The 21373-nt window shown below is 74.5% G+C and carries 19 protein-coding genes and 1 pseudogene; 12 read left to right on the forward strand and 8 right to left on the reverse strand.

Translation table 11 applies throughout. The features are described 5' to 3' along the window. Positions 1 to 26 precede the first annotated feature (26 nt). The 3 genes from ACN27B_RS17285 (at position 27) to ACN27B_RS17295 (ending at position 5955) form a co-directional block, all read left to right on the forward strand. On the forward strand, positions 27 to 785 hold the full coding sequence (locus ACN27B_RS17285; protein WP_396824276.1) for a gamma-glutamyl-gamma-aminobutyrate hydrolase family protein: 759 nt from the start codon (positions 27 to 29) through the stop codon (positions 783 to 785). A 123-nt stretch (positions 786 to 908) separates the two neighbouring features. Beyond that, on the forward strand, positions 909 to 4577 hold the full coding sequence (locus ACN27B_RS17290; protein WP_422740997.1) for a SpoIIE family protein phosphatase: 3669 nt from the start codon (positions 909 to 911) through the stop codon (positions 4575 to 4577). Between the two features lie 133 nt (positions 4578 to 4710). Next, complete coding sequence (locus tag ACN27B_RS17295; RefSeq protein WP_422740998.1) at positions 4711 to 5955, forward strand: FUSC family protein; 1245 nt, start codon at positions 4711 to 4713, stop codon at positions 5953 to 5955. A 13-nt stretch (positions 5956 to 5968) separates the two neighbouring features. On the opposite strand, the gene ACN27B_RS17300 is transcribed toward ACN27B_RS17295, so the two are convergent. Next, a complete protein-coding gene (locus tag ACN27B_RS17300) occupies positions 5969 to 6283 on the reverse strand; it encodes an STAS domain-containing protein (protein WP_422741000.1) in 315 nt (104 codons plus the stop codon). A 94-nt stretch (positions 6284 to 6377) separates the two neighbouring features. On the opposite strand from ACN27B_RS17300, the gene map reads away from it, so the two are divergent. Beyond that, the gene (gene map / locus ACN27B_RS17305; RefSeq protein WP_422741001.1) at positions 6378 to 7235 is read left to right on the forward strand and encodes a type I methionyl aminopeptidase; all 858 of its coding nucleotides are present in this window, start codon (positions 6378 to 6380) and stop codon (positions 7233 to 7235) included. Continuing rightward, complete coding sequence (locus tag ACN27B_RS17310; protein WP_422741002.1) at positions 7232 to 7948, forward strand: VIT1/CCC1 transporter family protein; 717 nt, start codon at positions 7232 to 7234, stop codon at positions 7946 to 7948. Before map ends, ACN27B_RS17310 begins: the two co-directional genes overlap by 4 nt. A gap of 12 nt (positions 7949 to 7960) precedes the next feature. Here ACN27B_RS17310 and ACN27B_RS17315 read toward each other — a convergent pair whose 3' ends face one another. After that, positions 7961 to 8677: a nucleotidyltransferase domain-containing protein gene (locus ACN27B_RS17315; RefSeq protein WP_422741003.1), complete on the reverse strand. Its 717-nt coding sequence runs from the start codon at positions 8675 to 8677 to the stop codon at positions 7961 to 7963. Between the two features lie 65 nt (positions 8678 to 8742). Here ACN27B_RS17315 and ACN27B_RS17320 point away from each other — a divergent pair, with 65 nt between their 5' ends. Together ACN27B_RS17320 and ACN27B_RS17325 are read left to right on the forward strand one after the other, a co-directional pair. Continuing rightward, complete coding sequence (locus tag ACN27B_RS17320; protein WP_099162086.1) at positions 8743 to 9012, forward strand: type II toxin-antitoxin system prevent-host-death family antitoxin; 270 nt, start codon at positions 8743 to 8745, stop codon at positions 9010 to 9012. 2 nt (positions 9013 to 9014) lie between these two features. Continuing rightward, positions 9015 to 9290 carry a type II toxin-antitoxin system RelE family toxin gene (locus ACN27B_RS17325; protein WP_099162085.1) on the forward strand — a complete coding sequence of 92 codons (276 nt, stop codon included), beginning with the start codon at positions 9015 to 9017 and terminating at the stop codon, positions 9288 to 9290. A gap of 19 nt (positions 9291 to 9309) precedes the next feature. On the opposite strand, the gene ACN27B_RS17330 is transcribed toward ACN27B_RS17325, so the two are convergent. The 6 genes from ACN27B_RS17330 to ACN27B_RS17355 form a co-directional block, all read right to left on the reverse strand. Next, positions 9310 to 9777 (reverse strand): nitroreductase family deazaflavin-dependent oxidoreductase, encoded by a 468-nt coding sequence (locus ACN27B_RS17330; RefSeq protein ID WP_099162084.1) that lies wholly within the window; start codon positions 9775 to 9777, stop codon positions 9310 to 9312. Positions 9778 to 9828: 51 nt separating this feature from the next. Further along, entirely contained in the window at positions 9829 to 12510 is a 2682-nt protein-coding gene (locus ACN27B_RS17335; protein ID WP_422741004.1) for an FtsX-like permease family protein, read from the reverse strand. Beyond that, positions 12507 to 13238 (reverse strand): ABC transporter ATP-binding protein, encoded by a 732-nt coding sequence (locus ACN27B_RS17340; protein ID WP_099162082.1) that lies wholly within the window; start codon positions 13236 to 13238, stop codon positions 12507 to 12509. The genes ACN27B_RS17335 and ACN27B_RS17340 overlap by 4 nt, the downstream gene beginning before the upstream one ends. Positions 13239 to 13257: 19 nt before the next feature. Further along, entirely contained in the window at positions 13258 to 13839 is a 582-nt protein-coding gene (locus tag ACN27B_RS17345; protein WP_422741005.1) for a PadR family transcriptional regulator, read from the reverse strand. A gap of 69 nt (positions 13840 to 13908) precedes the next feature. Beyond that, the gene (locus tag ACN27B_RS17350) at positions 13909 to 14367 is read right to left on the reverse strand and encodes a ferritin-like domain-containing protein (RefSeq protein WP_422746000.1); all 459 of its coding nucleotides are present in this window, start codon (positions 14365 to 14367) and stop codon (positions 13909 to 13911) included. A 35-nt stretch (positions 14368 to 14402) separates the two neighbouring features. Next, a complete protein-coding gene (locus ACN27B_RS17355; protein WP_172968017.1) occupies positions 14403 to 14855 on the reverse strand; it encodes a hypothetical protein in 453 nt (150 codons plus the stop codon). 264 nt (positions 14856 to 15119) lie between these two features. On the opposite strand from ACN27B_RS17355, the gene rimP reads away from it, so the two are divergent. From rimP to ACN27B_RS17380, 5 genes and pseudogenes are all read left to right on the forward strand, one after another. Further along, positions 15120 to 15770 carry a ribosome maturation factor RimP gene (gene rimP / locus ACN27B_RS17360; protein WP_422741006.1) on the forward strand — a complete coding sequence of 217 codons (651 nt, stop codon included), beginning with the start codon at positions 15120 to 15122 and terminating at the stop codon, positions 15768 to 15770. After that, complete coding sequence (gene nusA, locus ACN27B_RS17365; protein ID WP_099162079.1) at positions 15767 to 16810, forward strand: transcription termination factor NusA; 1044 nt, start codon at positions 15767 to 15769, stop codon at positions 16808 to 16810. The genes rimP and nusA overlap by 4 nt, the downstream gene beginning before the upstream one ends. Before the next feature lie 15 nt (positions 16811 to 16825). Then, a pseudogene (locus ACN27B_RS17370) lies at positions 16826 to 17162 on the forward strand (YlxR family protein). 93 nt (positions 17163 to 17255) lie between these two features. After that, complete coding sequence (gene infB, locus ACN27B_RS17375) at positions 17256 to 20249, forward strand: translation initiation factor IF-2 (RefSeq protein ID WP_099162077.1); 2994 nt, start codon at positions 17256 to 17258, stop codon at positions 20247 to 20249. Positions 20250 to 20325: 76 nt separating this feature from the next. After that, the gene (locus tag ACN27B_RS17380; protein ID WP_099162076.1) at positions 20326 to 21369 is read left to right on the forward strand and encodes a TRM11 family SAM-dependent methyltransferase; all 1044 of its coding nucleotides are present in this window, start codon (positions 20326 to 20328) and stop codon (positions 21367 to 21369) included. Positions 21370 to 21373 lie beyond the last annotated feature (4 nt).

Here is a 21373-nt window from a genome sequence, read left to right on the forward strand (position 1 = left end):
CCGCAGTCGCGAACCGGGCCAGCACTGTGAGGCGACGGCCGGTCATCGGCGTCACCGCGTACGTCGAGCCGGCCGGCTGGGCGGTGTGGCGGGACGTGCCGGCGACGCTGGTGCCGCACGCGTACGTCCGGGCGGTGACCGCGGCGGGCGGCCGGGCGGTGGTGCTGCCCCCGGACGACGTCGACGCCGACGTGCTCGGGCTGCTGGACGGGCTGCTGCTGGCCGGCGGCGCGGACGTCGGCCCGGAGCGCTACGGGCAGCCGCCCGACCCGCGCACCGAGAGCCGGCCGGACCGCGACGCCGGCGAGGTGGCGCTGCTGACCGCCGCGCTCGCCGCCGACCTGCCGGTGCTGGGCGTGTGCCGGGGGATGCAGCTGCTGGCCGTCGCGTACGGCGGCAGCCTGCACCAGCACCTGCCGGACGTGGTCGGGCACGACGGGCACCGGCCGGCCCCCGGGGTGTACGGGTCGCACCCGGTGCGCTTCGCCCCGGGCAGCCGGGCCGGGGCGGTGATGGCCGGTGTGGACCGGGTCAACTCGTACCATCACCAGGCGGTGGCCGACCCCGGCGGCCTGGCGGTCACCGGCTGGGCCGACGACGGGGTGGTGGAGGCGCTGGAGGATCCGGCGCGGCGCTTCGTGCTCGGCGTGCAGTGGCATCCGGAGAACGAGGCCGATCCTCGGCCGGTCACGGCGCTGGTACGGGCCGCAGTGTCGCGCAGATCACAGCCGACCGGCCCGGGGCCCCGCCCGACTCGCCCCCGCCCGCCGGTTACGTCAGGATGAGGCGGAGGTAACCAGCGTCCGCCGGTGCCGGTGCGTTACGTTGCTCCTCCGCCGGGGTAGTAGGCGGGGACGGTCGGCGTAACCACGCCGGCCGTCGTGGACATGGCCGGAGCGGGAGGCTGCATGGGCTCGGCCCAGGGGGGCGGGGACGTCGGTCGATCGTCCCCGGCGGCCGGCGAGGCGTCTTTCCCACCGTTGCTGACCGCGGCGTTCGCCGCCGGCGGCGAGATGGGCGAGCGGCTGCGCGGCTTCGACTGGGCCACCACCCCGCTCGGCACCCCGGACCGCTGGCCGGCCGCGCTCTGCCACGCGGTGAGCACCATGCTGGCGTCCCGCGCCCAGATGGTGGTCTTCTGGGGCGCGGAGCACCGGGCCTTCTACAACGACGCCTACCGGCCCACCATCGGCGACAAGCACCCGGCGGTGATCGGGCAGTCCGCCCGGCTGCACTGGGCCGAGACCTGGGACGTCCTCGGCCCGCTGCTCGACGGGGTGCGCGGCACCGGCGTGCCCTACCGGGGCGAGAACCATCCCTTCGTGATCAACCGGCACGGCTTCCTGGAGGACGTCTACTTCGACGTCTCGTACGACCCGATCCGGGACGCCGACGGCACCGTCGAGGGGATCTTCTGCTTCGTCAACGAGACCACCGGCCGGGTGCTCGGCGAGCGTCGGCTGCGGGCCCTGGCCGAGCTGGGCAACGAGCTGGGTGACGTACCGAGCACGCTCGAACTGGGCCGGGCCGTCACCCGGGTGCTCGACGCCCACCGGGCCGACGTGCCGTTCAGCGCGCTCTGGCTCACCGACCCCGACGGCGCCATCGTGCCCGCCGGTTGCGCCGGCTTGGACCCGGCCACGGTCGCCGGCCCGCCGCCGGGACTGCCCGCCGGCGAGGAGCTGAGCGCGCCGCGCTGGATCGCCACCGCCGACCTGCCCGGCGCCGTCCCGGCCGACGCCGCCGACCAGGCGCTGCTGCTGCCGCTGACCGCCACCAACGAGCCGGCCGGAGTGCTGCTGCTCGGGGTGTCCCGCCGGCTCCCGTTCACCGACGACTACCGCGACTTCGTCGACCTGGTCGCGGCGCAGGTCTCCCGGGCGGTCGGCAAGCAGCGGGCGTACGAGCAGGAGCGGGCCCGGGCCGCCGAGCTGGCCGCGCTCGACCGCGCCAAGACCAACTTCTTCGCCAACGTGAGCCACGAGTTCCGCACCCCGCTCACCCTGGTCCTCGGCCCGCTGGAGGACATGCTCGCCGACCGGGATCTGCCCGACCGCTACCTCGATCGCCTGACCATGATGCACCGCAACGGGCTGCGCCTGCTCAAGCTGGTCAACACCGTGCTCGACTTCTCCCGGCTGGAGTCCGGCCGGCTGGCCGCCCGCTACCAGCCCACCGACCTGGCCGACTACACGTCACGGCTGGCCAGCACGTTCCGCTCGGCCACCGAACGGGCCGGACTGCGCCTGGTGGTCGACTGCCCGCCGCTGCGCGCGCCGGTCTACGTGGACCGGGACATGTGGGAGAAGATCGTCCTCAACCTGATCTCGAACGCGGTCAAGTTCACCTTCGACGGCGAGATCCGGGTCCGGGTCCGTTCCGGCGACGGGGCCGCCGTGCTGGAGGTGACCGACACCGGCGTCGGCATCGCGCCGGAGGAGCTGCCGCAGGTCTTCGAGCGGTTCCACCGGGTGGCGGGTGCCCGCTCCCGTACCCACGAGGGCACCGGCATCGGGCTCGCCCTGGTCCGTGAACTTGTCGAGATGCACGGCGGCACGGTGACCGCGAGCAGCGTCGTCGACCGGGGCACCACCTTCACGGTGACCGTGCCGTTCGGCTACGCGCACCTGCCCGCCGACCGGGTGTCCGCGCTGTCCCCGGTGCCGCTGAGCGAGCCGGAGCAGGCCCGGCTCCACGTCGCCGAGACGGCGCTCTGGACCGACGAGGTGGCCCGACCGGCCGGGCTGCCCGAGCCGTCCGGGACGCCGGGCGCCGCCGGCCGGATCCTGGTCGCCGACGACAACCCCGACCTGCGCGAGCACGTCGGCCGGCTGCTCTCCCCGGCCTACGAGGTGGTGGCCGTGCCGGACGGCGTGGAGGCGCTGCGACTGGCCGTCGACACCCCGTTCGACCTGGTGCTCAGCGACGTGATGATGCCCCGGCTGGACGGCTTCGGGCTGGTCGCCGCGCTGCGCGCCAACCCGGTCACCCGGCACGTGCCGATCGTGCTGCTCTCCGCGCGGGCCGGCGCCGCCGAGGAGGTCGCCGGCCTCTCGGCCGGCGCGGACGACTACCTGACCAAGCCCTTCTCCAGCCAGGAACTGGTCGCCCGGGTCCGGGCCAACGTCGAGCTGGGACAGTTGCGCGGGCAGATCATCCGCCGGCTGCGGGCGCTCGCCGACGCCGCAGTGGCGATCAACACCGCCCGGTCCACCGCCGAGGTGGTGCGGGTCGCCGCCCGGCACGCGCTCACCCTGGCCGAGGCGGACCGGGTGCTGGTCACCGCCACCGGCGCCCGCCACGAGGAGGACGCCGGCGGCGACCTGCCCGCCGAGCCGTCAGTGGTGCTGCCGCTGACCGGGACCACCGGCGAGCAGCTCGGCGAGCTGCGGGTGTGGCGGGGCGAGGGCGGCGGCGCCGAGCAGGCGGCGCTGACCCAGCTGGCCCGGCTGGTCGGCGTACGGCTGGAGAACGCCCAGCTCTATGAGGCCGAGCACCGGATCGCCAGCACGCTCCAGCACAGCCTGCTGCCGCGTACGTTGCCGCAGCTGCCCGGCGCGGTGGTGGCCAGCCGCTACCTGCCCGGCAGCGCGGACGTCGAGGTCGGCGGCGACTGGTACGACGTGATGGGCGCGCCCGACGACGAGATGGTGCTCGTCATCGGCGACGTGGTCGGCAAGGGCGTGCGGGCCGCCGCTGCGATGGGCCAGCTCCGCAACGCGCTGCGGGCGTACGTCCTGGAGGGCTACGACCCGGGCGAGGCGCTGACCCGGCTCAACCAGCTGGTCCACTCCACCGGCAGCGGCTCCTTCGCCACGGTGGTCTGCCTCAGCTTCTCCCCGCGCGACGGCCGGCTCCGGTACGCCAGCGCGGGTCACCCCTCGCCCCTGCTGATCCGAGGAGACGACGTGGCGTTCCTGCACGATCGGGCCCTCGGACCGCCGGTCGGGGCGATCCCCGGCACCACCTACCGGACCGTCGAGGGCGAACTCGCCCCCGGCGGCCGGTTGCTGCTCTACACCGACGGTCTGATCGAGGACCGGACGGCCGGCATCGACGCCGGGCTCGGGCAGCTGCGGCTCGACGCGACCGCGCGCGGCGAGCACGTGGCCGACCTGGTGGACGCGGTGGTGGAACGGGTCGCGGGGCGGACCCGGCACGACGACGTGGCGGTGCTCGCGCTGGAGGCGGCCGAGTTGAACCGCTTCGCGCTGCGCCTGCCCGCCGATCCGACCCGACTCAGCGTGCTGCGCAAGCGGCTGGAGGACTTCCTCGTCGCCCACCAGGTCGGCGAGACGGATCTGTTCGACCTCACCGTGGCGATCTCCGAGGCCGCGGCGAACGCGATCGAGCACCCGATCGACCCGGTCGACCCGTCGATCGAGGTGGAGGTGACCATCGCGGACCGCACGGTCACGGCGACGATCCGGGACAGCGGGCGGTGGCGCGAGTCCAGCGGGTCGAGCTTCCGCGGGCGCGGGCTGGCGCTGATCCAGGCGCTCGGGGAGATGAGCGTGACCCGCACCGAGGACGGCACCGAGCTGACGCTGCGCCGCCGGCTGACCGGGAGCGACTGAGCCGCCGCCACCGCACCCGCCGCGCCCGCGACCCGGACGATCTCAGCCGGCCGCCGGGTCGTGCCCGGGTGATCCGCCGTCCAGCCTCGCTTTCCGCCCGGACCGGGGTGAGGGAAGCCGTAGCGTGGTGGCGGTGAGACGAGGGGATCCGGCGGGCCCGCGCGCGACCCACGACCCGGTCGGCGCGGCGTGGGGGGCGGTACGGCGGACCGGCTCCGCCACGGCCCGCGACCGACTGGTACGGCTGCGACTGAGCCTGCTCGTGGCGGTCCAGTCGGGCGTGGCCGCGGCCGGCGCGTGGTGGATCGCCAACGACGTGTTGGACAATCCCCAGCCCCTGTTCGCGCCCGCCGTGGCGGTGGGCACCATCGCCAGTTCGGTGGGTCAGCGCTTCCGCCGGACCCTGTTCCTGGTCGCCGGTGTCGCGGTCGGCATCACCCTCGGCGACCTGTTGGTCTCCTGGGTCGGGCAGGGCCACGTGCAGATCGGGGTCATCGTGGCGGCGTCGATCCTGTTCGCCGTGCTGCTGAGCGGCGAGGGGTCGTTCGTGACCCAGGTGGGTGGCAGCGCCATGGTGATCGCGGTGCTGGCCCCGGCGAACACGAATTTGGCGGTGCCGCGCTTCGTCGACGGCATCGTCGGCGGGGTGGTGGGCATCCTCGTCGCGCTGGTGGTGCTCCCCCTGCACCCGATCCACCGGATCCGGCGCGCCGGTCGACCGTTGCTCGACCGCATCGCCACCGAACTGGACCGGGTGGCCGAGGCCGCCCGGAATCGGGACGCCGAGCTGGCCAAGCGGGCCCTCGACACACTGCGCGGCGTCGACACCTCGGACCTGGACACGGCCCTGTCGGCGGCCGTCGAGGTCGTCCGCATCTCACCGCTGCGGTGGCACAACCACAACTCGCTGGAGGGCTGGAGGCACGGCGCCGCACTGATGATGCGCTCCCTGCTGCAGAGTCGTGACCTCGCGCTCAACCTGGAGAGCGCGCTCCGCAGCGACGAGCCGGTACCGCCCCGGCTCGCGGACGCCGTCGACAGCCTCGCCGAGGCCGTCCGGCACGTGGCCGTGGAGTGGTCGCCGTCGGCCAACCGACCGTCCCGGTCCCAACGAGCCGCGATGACGGCCATCCGTCAGGCTCAGGAGGCACTCACCAGCGGGCTGCGGATCGGTGGCGTCAACCTGGCGAACGACATCAGCATCATCGCCGTGAACACCATCCGCGCGAGCGGTGTGAGCAAGCACGACGCCGAGACGCTACGGCGCGATCTCGCCCCCGACACCGCCACGGACCCCGGCGAGCGGAAGCCGGCAGCGGACCGACCGCAGGCCGGGCCGGCCGGCCCGCTGACGCACGGTGCGGAAGATCCGCCCTGAACCGGCAGCCGGCTCAGGTGTCGGCCAGCCAGTCCTGCTCGCCCAGGCCGGAGATCTCCAGCACGCGTCGGACCTGCCGGGACGGCAGCACGACGAGCGCGCCCGGGAAGCGCTGGGACAGCCGCACCACCGCGTGGATGGCGGCCGAGTCGAAGAAGGTGACCGCGCGCAGGTCGAGCGTGAGCCGCTTGGCGGGCTCGCGGAGCGCGCTCTGGAACATCGTGTCGGCGGTCGCCATGTCGACCTCGCCGGTCACCAGGACACGGAGGTGGTCGCCCTCGCCCTGCGCCGTCACGGTGAAGACGGGCGGTGCACCCCCTTGATCCACGCAGCAACAATGGCACAGCGTTTGCGGCACGGCAACAACCTGGTGGGCGGGGCCGTGGCGGGGGTCACCGAGGCGCCGGCGATAGTCTGAGGACATGACCGTCCGTGCGCCGCTGACCCCCGGCACGCTCTCCCCGTGGCGAGCGGTCCCCGCCCACATCCCGCGCCCCGAGTACGTGGGGAAGAAGCGCCCGCAGGAGTGGCGCGGGTCCCACGTGCAGACGCCGGAGACCATCGAGAAGATGCGGGTGGCCGGGCGGCTCGCGGCCCGGGCCACCCAGCTCGCGGGCGAGCACTGCAAGCCGGGGGTGACCACCGACGAAATCGACCAGGTGGTGCACGAGTTCCTCTGCGACCACGGCGCCTACCCGTCGACGCTGGGCTACAAGGGCTTCCCCAAGTCCTGCTGCACCAGCGTCAACGAGGTGATCTGCCACGGCATCCCCGACTCGACCGAGCTCCAGGACGGCGACATCGTCAACGTCGACGTCACGGCCTACCTGAACGGGGTGCACGGCGACACCGATGCGACCTTCTGCGTCGGTGAGGTGGGCGAGGAGGCCCGCCTGCTGGTCGAGCGGACCCACGCGGCGATGATGCGCGGCATCAAGGCGGTCGCGCCGGGCCGGCAGATCAACGTCATCGGCCGGGTGATCGAGTCCTACGCCAAGCGCTTCGGCTACGGCGTGGTGCGCGACTTCACCGGCCACGGCATCGGCGAGGCCTTCCACAGCGGCCTCTACGTCCCGCACTACGACAGCCCGCGCCCCACCGACCTGATGGAACCCGGGATGACCTTCACCATCGAGCCGATGATCACCCTCGGCACCTACCAGTACGACATGTGGGACGACGGCTGGACGGTGGTCACCAAGGACCGGAGGTGGACGGCGCAGTTCGAGCACACCATCGTCGTGACCGACGACGGCTACGAGATCCTGACCCTGCCGTGACCGACACCCCGGCGGCGCTGCGCGAGGCGCACCACGCGGACGTGTCCGGCGGCTGGCTGCGGCCGGCGGTCTTCGGCGCCATGGACGGTCTGGTCACCAACATCGCGCTGATCGCCGGTGTCGGTGGCGGCGGGGTGTCCCCGCGCAGCGTCGTGCTCACCGGCACGGCCGGCCTGGTGGCCGGCGCCATCTCGATGGGCCTGGGCGAGTACACGAGCGTCCGGTCGGCCAACGAGCAGGTGGCCGCCGAGGTGGCCAAGGAGCGGCGGGAGCTGGAACGGCACCCGGAGGCGGAGGCCCGCGAGCTGGCCGACGCGTGGGTGGCCCGCGGGCTGCCCCGCGAGCTGGCCACCCAGGTCGCCGAGGCGGTGCGTGCCAACCCGGAGGAGGCGCTGCGCGTCCACGTCCGGGAGGAGTTGGGCGTCGACCCCGACGACCAGCCCAGCCCGTGGGCGGCGGCGATCTCGTCGTTCATCTGCTTCTCGATCGGCGCCCTGGTGCCGCTGCTGCCGTACCTGCTCGGCTTCACCAGCCTGTGGCTGGCGCTCGGCGTCGGCGGCGTGGGGCTCTTCCTCGCCGGGGCGATCGTGGCCCGGTTCACCTACCGCGCCTGGTGGAGCAGCGGCCTGCGGCAGCTGCTGCTCGGCGCGCTGGCGGCCGGCGCTACCTATCTGATCGGCGCGCTGATCGGGGTCGGTGGCGGTCTGGGCTGACGGCCCCGCCGTTCAGCCGTCCAGCAGGTCGTCGACGGTGCCGTCCACCGGCCGGCCCCGCGCGGCCAGCTCCTCGGCCTGCCGGGTCAACACCGCGCCCACCTCGGTCATGTCCGCCCCGGCCAGTCCGGTGCGCCGCACCGCGTCGCCCGGATCGCGGAAGTAGGTGCGGCTGAACAGCCCCTGCACGGTCGCGGCGGCCAGCCGGGCCTCACCGAGCACGAGCAGCGCCTGGTCGGTCTCGTACCACTCGGCCAGCCGCAGCGCGCGGGCGTGCGCCGCGCTGCCCCGGTACCAGGCCTGCCGCGCGGCGGTGGTGAACTCGGCCGGTCGGGCGCGGGCCAGCCGGGCCAGGTGCTCGTCGCGCAGCTTCGGCAGCCAGCCGGTCGGATCGTGCAGGGCGCGGGTGGTCACGTACCGGTCGGCGGCCAGCGGCCAGCCCGCCGTGATCGCTGTCGCCCGGCGCAGGTAGTCGTCCGCCCCGGCCACGGTCAGGTCGACCAGCACCCCGTCGACTCGGCGGGTGGACGGCCTCGGCCCGGCGCCGGGCCGGTAGGTGACGACCAGCAACCCGACCTCGCGGTCCCCGCCGCCGTCGTCGTCGCCGTGCGCGAGCGGACCGTGTACGGCGACCGCCAGCACGTCGGCCGGGAACCGCCGCAGGACGGCGTCCCCGACCCGCTCGGCCACCCGCCACCGCGGGTCGTCCAGACTCCGTTCGGCGGTCAACGTCCACCCTCCTCCACCGTACTTGATGCGCACTGTACGAGTCGTACGGGTTGTACACTTGCGGCATGAGTGAACCCGCCGCAGAGCTGCCGATCTCCGATGCCCGCGATAGTCTCGCGGACGTTGTCTCGCGCGCTCACTACGCAGGTCGGATCACCTATGTGACTCGCCGTGGACAACGGCTGGCTGCCATTGTCCCGGCCGACCTGGCGGAAGCGATCGAACGCGCCGAGGATGCAGCAGACGTCGCAGCGGCCAGGGACGCCCTGGCCCGAATCGAGGCTGGTGAAGCCCCGATTCCGCTCGCCGAGCTGCGCAAAGAACTAGGCCTGTAAGCATGGCGGAATCCACGGCCTACACGGTCACAGTCGGCCGCGCCGCCGCGAAGCTCCTCCGCAAGCTCGACCGTCCCGTTCAAGCCCGTCTTGTCAGCGCGATCGCCGGCTTGGCCGTCGAACCTCGCCCGGCCGGGGTCAAGGCCCTTGTTGGGCATCCGGGCCTCCTCCGAATACGAGTCGGCTCCTACCGCGTCGTCTACACCGTTCGCGATGACGAGCTGCTCGTGCTGGTGGTGCAGCTCGGCCACCGCAGCGACGTCTACGACGCCTTCTGAAAGCATCCCGACGGTCGGCTCAGGCGGTCGGGACCAGACGGAACACGCGGATCTCGCGGCCACCGGCCCGCTCGACGTACGTGCGGTACGCGGGCCACTCCTGCACCAGCCGCTGGAACAGCCGCTCCCGTTCCTCGCCGGTGACCTGCTCGGCGGTGACCGGGATCCGGCGGCCCTTGACGTCCACCTCGGCGCCCGGGTGGGCCATCAGGTTGAACGTCCAGGACGGCTGGTGTCGTTGCCCCCAGTTCGAGCCGATCACCACGTAGGCGTCGCCGTCGGGGACGTAGACCAGGGGGTTGCTGCGGGGCTTGCCGGAGCGGCGGCCGGTGGAGGTGAGCACCAGTGTGGGCACCAGCCCGAAGGCGACCACGCGACCCTTCGTCAGCCGGCCGACGAGCCGGTCGGCGGGGACGAGCAGACGCATGGTGGTGGCGAACCACTGCTGGTGACCGAGGCGGCGGGTGAGGGATCCCAGAGCGGTCACCCGTCCAGTCTGCCGCCCCCGCCGCGCCCCGTCACCCCCTGCGGACCCCGGTCAGTCGAGGCGACGTTCGACCGGCAGGCGGGAGCGGGTGAGCAGCGCCGCGCCCAGCATCGCCACCACCGGCACCACCACCAGCACCGTCATGGTCTGGCCGGGCACGGTCAGCGGGTACGGCGGCTGCACCGGCCAGGACTGCGCGTACCGCTGGTTGAGCGCGGCCAGGATGACGGCGGCCGAGCCGAGCCCCGCCACGATGCCCAGCGCCGAGCCGATGCCCGCGATCACCCCGGCCTGCCAGAGCGACAGCACCCGGCGTACCCGGGGGTCGGCGCCGACCGCGGCGAGCGTGGACAGGTCCCGGCGGCCCTCGGCGGCGGCCAGGCCGGTGGCGACCGCGGCGGCGCCGAGCGTGATCACCCCGGACGCGGCGGCCAGCAGGAGCAGCAACGGCCGCTGGTTCGACGGCGGTTGTGCGGTCGCCATCTGGGCGGACAGCTCGACGACCTCGGCCAGTTCCTCGGTCAGCCGCTCGCGCTGCCGGTCGGTGGGCGGGCCGGTGGTGTCCACCAGGTAGCCCAGCGGCTCGGCGGCCAGGCCGAGCGTGCTCGCGGCGGCGGGGGAGAGCACCAGCCGGTCGACCGGGAGGCCGCCGCGCAGGACGTACCCGGGCAGGTGCCGGACCGTCGTCCGGCCGTCCGAGGTGTGGTTGACCTCCAGCCGCACCTGCCCGTCCACCAGGTGTCGGGGGTCGGTGACCACGACGCCGCCGGCGGCCAGGGCGCGGCGCGCGGCGGCCAGCTCGTCGGCCGGGGCGCCGGTGAGCGCGGCCAGCGCGCCGCCGTCGTCCACCAGCGTCGGCAGCGAGATGTCGTCCGGCTCCCGGAACGGCTGGATGCAGCGGGGGTCGTGCCGGGTCGAGGCGGGACCCTCCTCGTACGGCCCGTACGGGCACCGTTCCGCCGGCGGGCGCACGGCGACGGCCATGCAGTAGTCGTCCGGGCCGGCGGGGCGCGCGCACGCCGCGCCGGCCACCGCGCTGACGGTGGCGCCCGGCAGCACCGTCCGCACCCGCTCGGCGACCGCGCCGGCCGCCGGCGGCGAACCGGTCACCGGCCCGCCGGCGGGCATGAGGATCATGTTGCCCGGCGGCAGGCCGGGCTGCCAGAGCGCCTGGCTGCGGGCGTCGTCGCTGGCCAGGTAGACGCCGAGCGCCACGCTGCCGGCGACCGCCGCCATCACCGCCGAGATGGCCGGCGCGGCCGACGACCGGTTGCGGCTGGCGTCGCGCAGCGCGAGCCGGGGCGTCAGCGGCAGCAGTCGCCCGGCCCGGGCGAGCAACCCGACCAGCGTGGGCGTGCAGAAGACCAGTCCCAGCTCGCCGAGGGCCACGCCGGCCAGCACCCCGGTGGGCGAGGTCCGGGAGGCGGCGTACGCGGCCAGCGCGGTACCGGCGGCGGTCAGCAGGAGACCGGTCAGCAGCCACCGGCGGCCCGGCCGAGGTGGTTCGCGCCGCCCGGCCAGGCCGGCCACCACGTCCTGCCGGGACGCGGCCCAGGCCGGCGCGAGCGCCGCGAGCACCCCGGCCAGCACCGCCACCGCGGCGATCGCGGCCAGCGCGGTCGGGAAGACCCGGTACGCGGCCATCCGCTCCTGGAGCAGGTACTGCTCGACCAGCGGTCGCGCGGCGATCGCCGTCCCGACGCCGAGCAGCAGGCCGAGGGCGGCCCCGCCGGCGCCGAGCACCACCCCGTCGGCGAGCACGATCCGGCGCAGGTGCGCGGCGTCCCCGCCGGCCACCGCGACCAGCGCGAGGTCCCGTCGCCGGCGGCGGACGCCGACCGCGAAGGCCGGTCCGACGAGCAGCACCACCTCCAGCAGGCCCAGCCCGCCGACCAGCGCCACGCTGCCGGTCTGTTCGACGTCGGGGATGGACGGACCGCGGGCCAGTTCCTGCCGCCCCGGCAGCCTGGTACGGGTGGTCACCTGGACGCCCTGCGCGTTCAGCCGGTCGACGAGCGCGGGGTCCACCGAGCCGGGCAGGTCCACCAGCCAGCTCGACTCGGCCGGTGGACTGTCCGGGGCGAGGTCGGCCAGCGTGACCATCTCGCGCAGGTTGTCGGGGAACTCGACCACGCCGACCACCCGGTAGGTGGTGCCGTCGGTCGTGCGCACCGGCGCGCCGACGCGGGTGTCCAGCCGGCGCAGCGCGGCCGCGTTGATCGCGATCTCGTCCGGGCGCGTCGGGGGGCGGCCCTCGCGCACCCGGGCCAGCGGCCGGGCGAGCGGATCGGTCAGGTCGACGGCCCGGGCGTCCATCGACCTGACCTTGCGCCCGACCCGGGTCTCGAACGACAGCCACCAGCGGACCCGGGTGACCCGGCTGCCGGCGGGCAGGAGCGCCCGCAACTCGTCGGCGGTGACCGGGCGGGTCCGGGGGACCGGGTCGTCCCCGACCGACCAGGCCGACTCGCCCCAGGCGTCCTGCGTGACGGGGGACAGGTCGGTCCAGCGCAGCTCGGCGTCGGCGCCGCCGAGCCGGCGGTCGAGCCGTTCCGCCCGGGTCAGGTCCGACATGTCGTAGCTGGCGGCGGTGAAGCTGAGGCCGAGGACCGGCAGCGCGATCATCGCCAGCACCAGCAGCGTGCGCCGCCGGGACCGCAGCGCCTCGCGCCGGGCGATCCGCAGCGCGGGCCGCCACGACCGGAGCGCGGCGGCGAACCGCCCGCGGCTCACCGGCTGCTGCCGCTGAGCAGGTGCTCGACCCCGACCAGCGGGGCGGTCGAGTCGACCAGCACCCCGTCGCGCAGGAACACCACCCGGTCGGCCCAGCCGGCGTGGCGGGCCTCGTGTGTGACCAGCACGCCGGCCGCGCCGGCGTCCACCCGGCGGCGCAGCAGGTGCAGCACCGCCTCGCCGGCCTGGGAGTCCAGCGCCCCGGTCGGTTCGTCGGCCAGCACCAGCCGGCGCTCGCCGACCAGCGCCCGGGCGATCGCCACCCGCTGCTGCTGGCCGCCGGACATCTGGTCCGGGAAGCGGTCGGCCAGGCCGGCGACGTCCACCTCGCGCAGCGCGGCCAGGGCGAGCCGGCGGGCCGCCCGCACCCCGGCGCCGTCCAGCTCCAGGGGGAGGGCGACGTTCTCCACCGCGGTCAGGCTGCCGAGCAGGTTCAGGTCCTGGAAGACGTACCCGATCCGGCGCCGGCGCAGGCGGGCCAGCTCGCGAGCGGCGAGCCCGCCGAGCGCCTCGCCCTCGACCAGCACCTCACCGGCCGTGGGCCGGTCCAGGCCGCCGGCCAGGGCCAGCAGGGTGGACTTGCCGGAGCCGGAGGGGCCCATCACGGCCACCATCTCGCCGGCGGCCACGGTGAGGCTGACGCCGCGCAGCGCGTGCACGGCGGCCTCGCCGCCACCGTGCGTGCGGTGGACCGCACGCAGCTCCAGCACCCCGTCGGTCGGGTTCATCCGCGCCTCCCGTGCCGCCTCACCGGCGGGCTTCGTCGCCGGCCCGGTCCACCGCCTCGGGGTGGTCCGCCGGTCGGGCCGGCGCCGGGCGGTGCCGGACCAGGCTGGTCTCGCAGTGGTCGAGCCAGCGCACCTCGGCCTCGGCCTGGAAGATCATCGCGTCCAGCACCAACCGCCAGGGCAGATCCTCCGGCTTGTCGCTGGCGTACTTCAACCGGGTGAACTCCTGCAGGGCACGCATGGTGGCGCTGCGCTGGGTCTGCACCACCGCGCGGACGTCCACCCCGGGGGTGGTCAGCGCCAACGCCAGCTTGATCGACAGCTCGTCCCGGGGCCGGTCCGCGCGGCTGATCGGCGTGGTGAACCAGAGCGCCAGGTCCGCCCGCCCGGCGTCGGTGATCTCGTACGGCCGCTGCCCGCCCTCGTTCTCCGGCAGTGGGCGGACCAGTCCGTCGCGTTCCAGCCGCGCGAGCGTGGTGTAGACCTGCCCGATGTTCAGCGGCCAGGTCGACCCGGTCGACTCCTCGAACGCGGCGCGCAGCTGGTAGCCGTACATCTGGCCGCGTTCGAGCAGGGCGAGCAGGCCGTGACGGATGGACATGGCGTGGAGTATGCATACCTGGTATGCGGCCCGCAACCGCAGGGCTCCGCCGGGTGACCGGGCCCGCGCTCAGGCCGTGCGGCCCGGGAAGGCGACGGTGACCGGAGTCACCCCCGCCGTACGCCGCCAGCGGGTGGCCCGCAACGCGCAGTCGGTCAGCGCGGCGAGTGCGGTGTTGCGCTCGGGGCCGGTGGTGTGCGGCAGCGCGGCCCGCCAGTGCCCGGCGGTCCGCTCCTCGATCTCCACCGCCAGCCGCAGCGCGCCGGCCCGGTCGGTCACCGGGAAGGGCAGCGCGTAGCCGGCCCGGTCGGCGGGCACCTGGCCGGAACCCTCGGCGAGTTGGAGGAGCAACGCGTCGCGGCGGGACCGGTGGGCCGCCTCGGCGGCGCGGGCGGCCGTGCGGGCCGCGTCGGTGAGGTGCACGCCGATCACCCCGTACGCCCAGACCGCCGCGTACTCGGCGGCGAGCGCGTCGGCGAGGGCCTGGGTCGGGCCGCTCGTCGGGCTCGGGGCGTACCGGCCGGGCAGGGCCTGGCGGCCCTCGCTGCGCTCGGTGCGGTCGCTCACTTCAGGGCCTCCACGTGGGTGGCCCGGGCGGCGGCGATCGAGCCGAGCAGCGCGGCCCGCTCGGCCGGCGCGGCGGCGCACGCCTTGGCGGCGTTGGTCCGGCCCTGCTGCTCGGCCCGGCGCAGGTCGGTCAGCACCCCGTCCGGCTCGGTGACCGGCGCGCCCGACGGGTCGGCCGTCGGCGTGCCGGAGGGAGCCGGCCGACCGATCACCCGGCGCAGTTCGTCGGCGTGCGCCCGGTGCGCGTCGGCGATCGGGGTCAGCCGCGCGGCGAGCGCCGGCGCGGCGGTCGCCGCGGCCCGGTAGCGGGCCTCCAGGGCGAGCGCCTCGGCCGCCAACGGCTCCAACGCGTCCGGCGGCGACGGCTCGTCGTCACGGTCGAAAAGATCACAACCAGTCAGCGGCGCGGCCGCGCCACCCAGCGCCACGAGCGCGCCGGCGCGCAGCAGGCGACGCCGGGAATGCCCCGCTCTGGCCTGGTCGGATGGTGTTCTGCCGGTCCCCACCGCACAAGTCAACACCATCTGCGCCGCCCCGTGGGGCAGGGTCGTCGGTGCGCCGCCCGGGCCGCCGCCGCGCCCAAGCGTTACGCTCTGCGCAGCCACCGGGCGCGGACGCCCCGGTGGCGTACCGGCATGGCGGGACGACCGCCCGCGCCGGCGCGGGACCAACACGGCCCGGTGGGCCGTGGCAACAGCAGAGAGGTACGCGGAATGACGCAGCGTGGCCGTGCCACCCGGCCGACGGGGCCCAGCGGACGGCCTCGCCGGTCCGACGGCCCCCGCGGCGCGGACCGGGGCGGCGCTCCCCGCGGCGACCTCGCCGCGCGCCGGACCCGGCTGCGCGAGGTGATCGAGCCGGTGGTCACCGCCGCCGGCTACGACCTGGAGGACCTCTCCGTCTCCCGGGCCGGACGGCGGCACGTGGTCCGGGTGATCGTGGACGCCGACGGCGGGATCAACCTGGACGCCGTCGCGGACGTGTCCCGGGCGGTCTCCGCGGCGCTGGACGCGGCGGAGGAGGCCGCCGGCGACATCGTCGCCGGCGAGTACCAGCTGGAGGTCAGCTCCCCCGGGGTGGACCGCCCGCTCACCCTGCCCCGGCACTGGCGACGCAACGTCGGCCGGCTGGTCAAGGTCACCGTGCGGGGCGAGGCCGGCGACCGGCAGCTCACCGGCCGGGTGACGGCCGCCGACGACGAGCGGGTGGAGCTGGAGAGCGACGCCGGGCCCGTCACGCACGCGTACGCCGAACTCGGCCCCGGCCGGGTCCAGGTGGAGTTCTCCCGCCTGGACGACGAGGACCTCGGTGACGACACCGACATCGACGACGACGACGAAGATCTGGAGGACGAGGAGAGGTGAACATCGACCTCGCGGCGCTGCGCGCCCTGGAGCGCGAGCGGGAGATCCCGTTCGACACGATCCTCGCGGCGATCGAGACCGCGCTGCTGACCGCCTACCGGCACACCGACGGCGCCGAGCCGCACGCCCGGGTGGAGATCGACCGCAAGAGCGGGGCCGCCTCGGTCTACGCGCAGGAGCTGGACGCCGACGGCACGGTGACCCGGGAGTGGGACGACACCCCGCACGACTTCGGTCGGATCGCCGCCATGACCGCGAAGCAGGTGATCCTCCAGCGGCTGCGGGAGGCCACCGACGAGGTGCACTTCGGCGAGTACGTCGGCCGCGACGGTGACCTGGTCACCGGCGTGGTGCAGGCGCACGAGACCCGCCGGGAGAAGGGCATCGTCAGCGTCGACCTCGGCAAGCTGGAGGGCGTCCTGCCCCAGTCCGAGCAGGTCCCCGGCGAGCGGTACGAGCACGGCGAGCGGATCCGCTGCGTCGTGGTGCACGTCGCCAAGGGAATGCGCGGGCCGCAGATCACGCTGTCCCGTTCGCACCCGGCGCTGGTGAAGAAGCTGTTCGCGCTGGAGGTGCCGGAGATCGCCGACGGCACGGTGGAGATCGGCGCGATCGCCCGTGAGGCAGGTCACCGCACGAAGATCGCCGTCCGGTCGACCGCTTCCGGCGTCAACGCCAAGGGCGCCTGCATCGGCCCGATGGGCCAGCGGGTCCGCGCGGTGATGAGCGAGCTGCACGGCGAGAAGATCGACATCATCGACTGGTCGGACGACCCGGCCACCTTCGTCGGCAACGCGCTCTCGCCGGCCAAGGCCCTGCGGGTCGAGGTGGTCGACCTGGCCAGCCGTACCGCGCGGGTCACCGTCCCGGACTTCCAGCTCTCGCTCGCGATCGGCCGGGAAGGGCAGAACGCCCGGCTCGCGGCCCGCCTGACCGGTTGGCGGATCGACATCCGCTCCGACGCGGAGACCGCCGGCCCGTCCGCGCGGGGCGGAGCTGATCACGTCCCGGAGCCGGGCGGCGCGATCTCGAGCAGCTAGGGGTAGACTTTCTCAGTGGCACGACGCGCGCTGCCGGAGCGCACCTGTGTGGGCTGCCGGAAACGAGCGCCGGCCAGCGAGTTGCTGCGGGTCGTCGCGGTCGGTGACAAGGCTGGTCAGACCAGTCTTCGGCCCGATCCGGCCCGCAGACTGCCGGGTCGGGGAGCGAACATGCACCCCAATCCGGCCTGCTTCGCGCAAGCGGTGCGGCGCCGCGCCTTCGGGCGGGCACTGCGCGTCACCGGGGTCCCCGACCACGGTGCGCTCGCGGAGCACGTCGACGCGCAACCCCCGACGACCGGTCAAGCCCGTCCGGTCGAGGGTCGCTAGCAAGGTAGGACGACCGACATGAGCACACGATGAAGTCCCTGAAATGACCAGGCTTCAAGTGCACGAGTGAGGTCGCTGCGGGTGCTGCCCGCACGACCTCGGAGTGAGGAGTGCAGTGGCAGGAAAGGCCCGCGTACACGAGCTTGCCAAGGAGCTCGGGGTCGAAAGCAAGACCGTTCTCGCCAAACTCAAGGAGATGGGCGAGTTCGTGAAGTCCGCGTCCAGCACCGTCGAGGCGCCTGTCGCCCGACGGCTGCGGAGCGCGTTCGTAGCCGGTTCCTCGGCGCCCGCCGCCCCGCCGGCGGCCGCGCCCAGCGGACCGGCACCGACCCCGACGCCCACCCCGACCCCGGGCGCTCCCCGGGTCTCGGCCCGGCCGATGCCGCCCCGGCGTCCGGCCGCGCCGGCTCCAGGACCGAAGCCCAAGGGCCCGGTCCCCGGCCCGCCGCAGCCGGCGACCCCGGTCGCCAAGCCGGCGAGCGCGCACGACATCGAAGTGGCGGCCGCCGAAGCGCGTGCCGCCGCGCTGAAGGCTGAGCAGGAGGCCGCGGTCAAGGCCGCGCAGGCCGCCCGCCAGCAGCAGCGTGAGACCGTTCGCCGGGAGCCTCCGGCCGAGGGCGGTCCCCGCCCCGGTCCGCGTCCCGGCCCGAACGCCATGCCGCCGCGTCCGGGTTCCCCGGCCGCCGGTCGGCCCGGCGGCCCGGGCCAGGGCCCGGGTGCCCGGCCCGGTGGTCGTCCGCCGGCGCGGGGCGCCGGTAACAACCCGTTCGGCATCCAGGGTGGCCAGCAGCAGCGGCCGCCGGCCGCGGGTGCGGGCGGTCCCCGTCCCAGCCCGGCCGGGATGCCGCCGCGGCCGAGCCCGGCGTCCATGCCGCCGCGGCCCAGCCCGGCGTCCATGCCGAGCCAGCGTCCGACCACTGGTCGCCCCGGCGGCCCCGGTGGCGGTCGTGGCGGTCCCGGTGGCGGCGCGGGTCGTCCCGGTGGCGGCGGAGGTGGTTACCGCGGCGGTCCCGGTGGCGGCGGCGGTGGCGGTGGTTACCGCGGCGGTCCCGGTGGCGGCGGCGGTGGCGGTGGCTACCGCGGTGGCCCCGGTGGCGGTGGCGGCGCACCCGGTGGCGGTTTCCGTCCGCCGGCCGGCGGCGGTGGCCGTCCGGGTGGCGGCGGTCGTGGCCGTGGCGGCGGCGCCGCGGGTGCCTTCGGGCGTCCGGGTGGTCGGCCGACCCGTGGTCGCAAGTCCAAGAAGCAGCGCAGACAGGAGTTCGACAACCTGTCGGCCCCGACCATGTCCTCGGGTGCTCCCCGTGGCCAGGGTCAGGTCGTCCGGCTGTCCCGTGGCGCCTCGCTGTCGGACTTCGCCGACAAGATCAACGCCAACCCGGGTTCGCTGGTCCAGGAGATGTTCAACCTGGGCGAGATGGTGACCGCGACGCAGTCGTGTTCCGACGAGACCCTGCTGCTGCTGGGTGAGCACCTCGGCTTCGACGTGCAGATCGTCAGCCCGGAGGACGAGGACCGCGAGCTGCTCGCGCAGTTCAACATCGACCTCGACGCCGAGGTCGCGGCGGACCGCCTGGTCAGCCGTGCGCCGGTGGTGACCGTCATGGGTCACGTCGACCACGGTAAGACCAAGCTGCTCGACGCGATCCGCAAGGCGAACGTGGTGGCCGGCGAGGCGGGTGGCATCACCCAGCACATCGGCGCCTACCAGGTGCACGTCCCGCACGAGGGCGAGGACCGCGCGGTGACCTTCATCGACACCCCGGGTCACGAGGCGTTCACCGCCATGCGTGCCCGTGGTGCGCAGGTCACCGACATCGTGATCCTCGTGGTCGCGGCGGACGACGGCGTGATGCCGCAGACCATCGAGGCGCTCAACCACGCCAAGGCGGCGGACGTGCCGATCGTGGTCGCGGTCAACAAGGTCGACAAGCCCGAGGCGAACCCGGACAAGGTCCGCCAGCAGCTGACCGAGTACGGCCTGGTCGCCGAGGAGTACGGCGGCGACACGATGTTCGTCAACGTGGCCGCGAAGCCCGGTATCGGCATCGAGGAGCTGCTCGAGGCCGTCCTGCTGACCGCCGACGCGTCGCTGGAGCTGACCGCTCCGATCGACGGGCCGGCACAGGGTGTGGCCATCGAGGCGCACCTGGACAAGGGCCGGGGCGCGGTGGCGACCGTGCTCGTGCAGAAGGGCACCCTGCGTGCCGGCGACTCCATCGTCGCCGGTGGGGCGCACGGCCGGGTCCGGGCCATGCTGGACGAGAACGGCAAGCCGGTCGACGAGGCCGGGCCGGCGCGTCCGGTCATGGTGCTCGGTCTGACCACGGTGCCGGGTGCGGGTGACACCTTCCTGGCCGCCGAGGACGACCGGACCGTTCGGCAGATCGCCGAGCAGCGGCAGGCGCGGCGGCGGGCGGCATCGTTCGCCAACTCCCGTGGCCGGGCCACTCTCGAGACGCTCATGGAGCAGCTCAAGGAGGGCGAGAAGACCTCGCTCAACCTGGTGCTCAAGGGCGACGGCTCGGGTTCCGTGGAGGCGCTCGAGGACGCGCTGTTCAACCTCGACATCCCCGAGGAGGTCCAGCTTCGGATCATCCACCGGGGCGTGGGCGCGATCACCGAGAGCGACGTCATGCTCGCGAGCGCCTCGAACGAGGCGGTCACGATCATCGGCTTCAACGTGCGGGCCGCCAACAAGGTCCGCGAGATCGCCGACCGCGAGGGCGTGGAGATCCGGTACTACACGGTCATCTACCAGGCCATCGAGGAGATCGACGCCGCGCTCAAGGGTCTGCTCAAGCCGGAGTACGAGGAGGTCGAGCTGGGCACCGCGGAGATCCGCGACGTCTTCCGCTCGTCCAAGATCGGCAACATCTCCGGCTGTATCGTCCGGTCCGGTCTCATCCGCCGCAACGCCAAGGCGCGGCTGCTGCGGGACGGGGCGGTCGTGGCGGACAACCTCACGATCAGCTCCTTGAAGCGGTTCAAGGACGACGCGACCGAGGTCCGCGAAGGCTTCGAGTGTGGTCTGACGCTGGGCGGTTACAACAACGTCCAGGTCGGCGACATCATCGAGACCTTCGAGATGCGGGAGAAGCCGCGCGCCTGAGCGGTGTGACATGACGACGGCCGGGGCCCCAGGGCCCCGGCCGTCGCCGTTTCCGCAGGCTGGAACAATCTCCGGCATGCCCAGGTACGCGCTGCTGCTCGCCCCGTCCGCCAACCGCGTCTACGCCGACGCCGCCGGCCGGCTGACCCGCGCCGAATTGGAGATCTTCGCCGGCTCCGGGATGCTCGACGCGGCCCCCGTCGACGTCGCGGCGGAGCGGATCGGCGGGGTGGAATACCTGACCTTCACCGCACCCGAGCCCGGGCTCGGCACCCGCGACCTGGCCCACCTGGCGAACCTGTCGGCGGCGTACGCGCTCTTCGAGCGGGTCGGCGACGACCTGCTCCGGCCGGTGCCGCTGCACCCGCTGGCGCACTACGACTCCGACCTGATCACCATCCAGAAGTACGCCGGCAAGACCAACGAGCAGTTCACCCGGCTGCTGCTCAACGTCACGCTGCTCGCCTCGGCCGCCGCGCCCCGGATGCTCGACGGCGGGCTGGTGGTGCTGGACCCGCTCTGCGGCCGGGGCACCACGCTCAACCAGGCGCTCATGTACGGCCACGACGGCATCGGGGTCGAACGCGACCTCCAGGACGTGGAGGCGTACACGGCGTTCCTGCGTACCTGGTTGCGCCGCAAGCGGCTCAAGCACACGGCGGAGACCACGTCGGTGCGTCGGGACCGCAAGCTGGTCGCCCGCCGCTTCGAGGCGGTGCTCTCCCCGTCCCGGGACGCGCACCGGGCCGGCGTCACCCAGCGGGTCGTCGTGCTGAACACCGACACCACCCGGTCCCGCGAGGTGCTGCGCCCCCGCTGCGCCGACGTGATCGTGACCGACGCGCCGTACGGGGTGGCCCACGGCAGCCGCACCGGGCAGGGGTTGTCCCGCAGCCCGCTGGAACTGCTCAGCGCCGCCGTACCGGTGTGGCGGGAGCTGCTGCGGCCGGGCGGCGCGATGGGGTTGTCCTGGAACACCCACGTGGCGCCGCGCGCGGCGGCGGAGGCGGTGCTGACCGACGCCGGTCTGCGGGTGGTCGACGGGCCCGGCTGGCGGGACCTCGCCCACCGGGTCGACCAGGCGATCGAGCGGGACGTGCTGGTGGCGGTCGCCCCTTAATCGC

Source organism: Micromonospora sp. WMMD754 (assembly GCF_049315235.1).
Lineage (GTDB): Bacteria > Actinomycetota > Actinomycetes > Mycobacteriales > Micromonosporaceae > Micromonospora > Micromonospora sediminicola.

Bases quoted from the DNA above. Each gene is read 5' to 3' on its own strand.
- ACN27B_RS17340 (WP_099162082.1), bottom strand. From the start codon at position 13,238: ATGAACCCGACCGACGGGGTGCTGGAGCTGCGTGCGGTCCACCGCACG.
- ACN27B_RS17325 (WP_099162085.1), top strand. From the start codon at position 9,015: ATGGCGGAATCCACGGCCTACACGGTCACAGTCGGCCGCGCCGCCGCG.
- map (WP_422741001.1), top strand. From the start codon at position 6,378: ATGACCGTCCGTGCGCCGCTGACCCCCGGCACGCTCTCCCCGTGGCGA.
- rimP (WP_422741006.1), top strand. From the start codon at position 15,120: ATGACGCAGCGTGGCCGTGCCACCCGGCCGACGGGGCCCAGCGGACGG.
- ACN27B_RS17290 (WP_422740997.1), top strand. From the start codon at position 909: ATGGGCTCGGCCCAGGGGGGCGGGGACGTCGGTCGATCGTCCCCGGCG.
- ACN27B_RS17320 (WP_099162086.1), top strand. From the start codon at position 8,743: ATGAGTGAACCCGCCGCAGAGCTGCCGATCTCCGATGCCCGCGATAGT.
- ACN27B_RS17345 (WP_422741005.1), bottom strand. From the start codon at position 13,839: ATGTCCATCCGTCACGGCCTGCTCGCCCTGCTCGAACGCGGCCAGATG.
- ACN27B_RS17380 (WP_099162076.1), top strand. From the start codon at position 20,326: ATGCCCAGGTACGCGCTGCTGCTCGCCCCGTCCGCCAACCGCGTCTAC.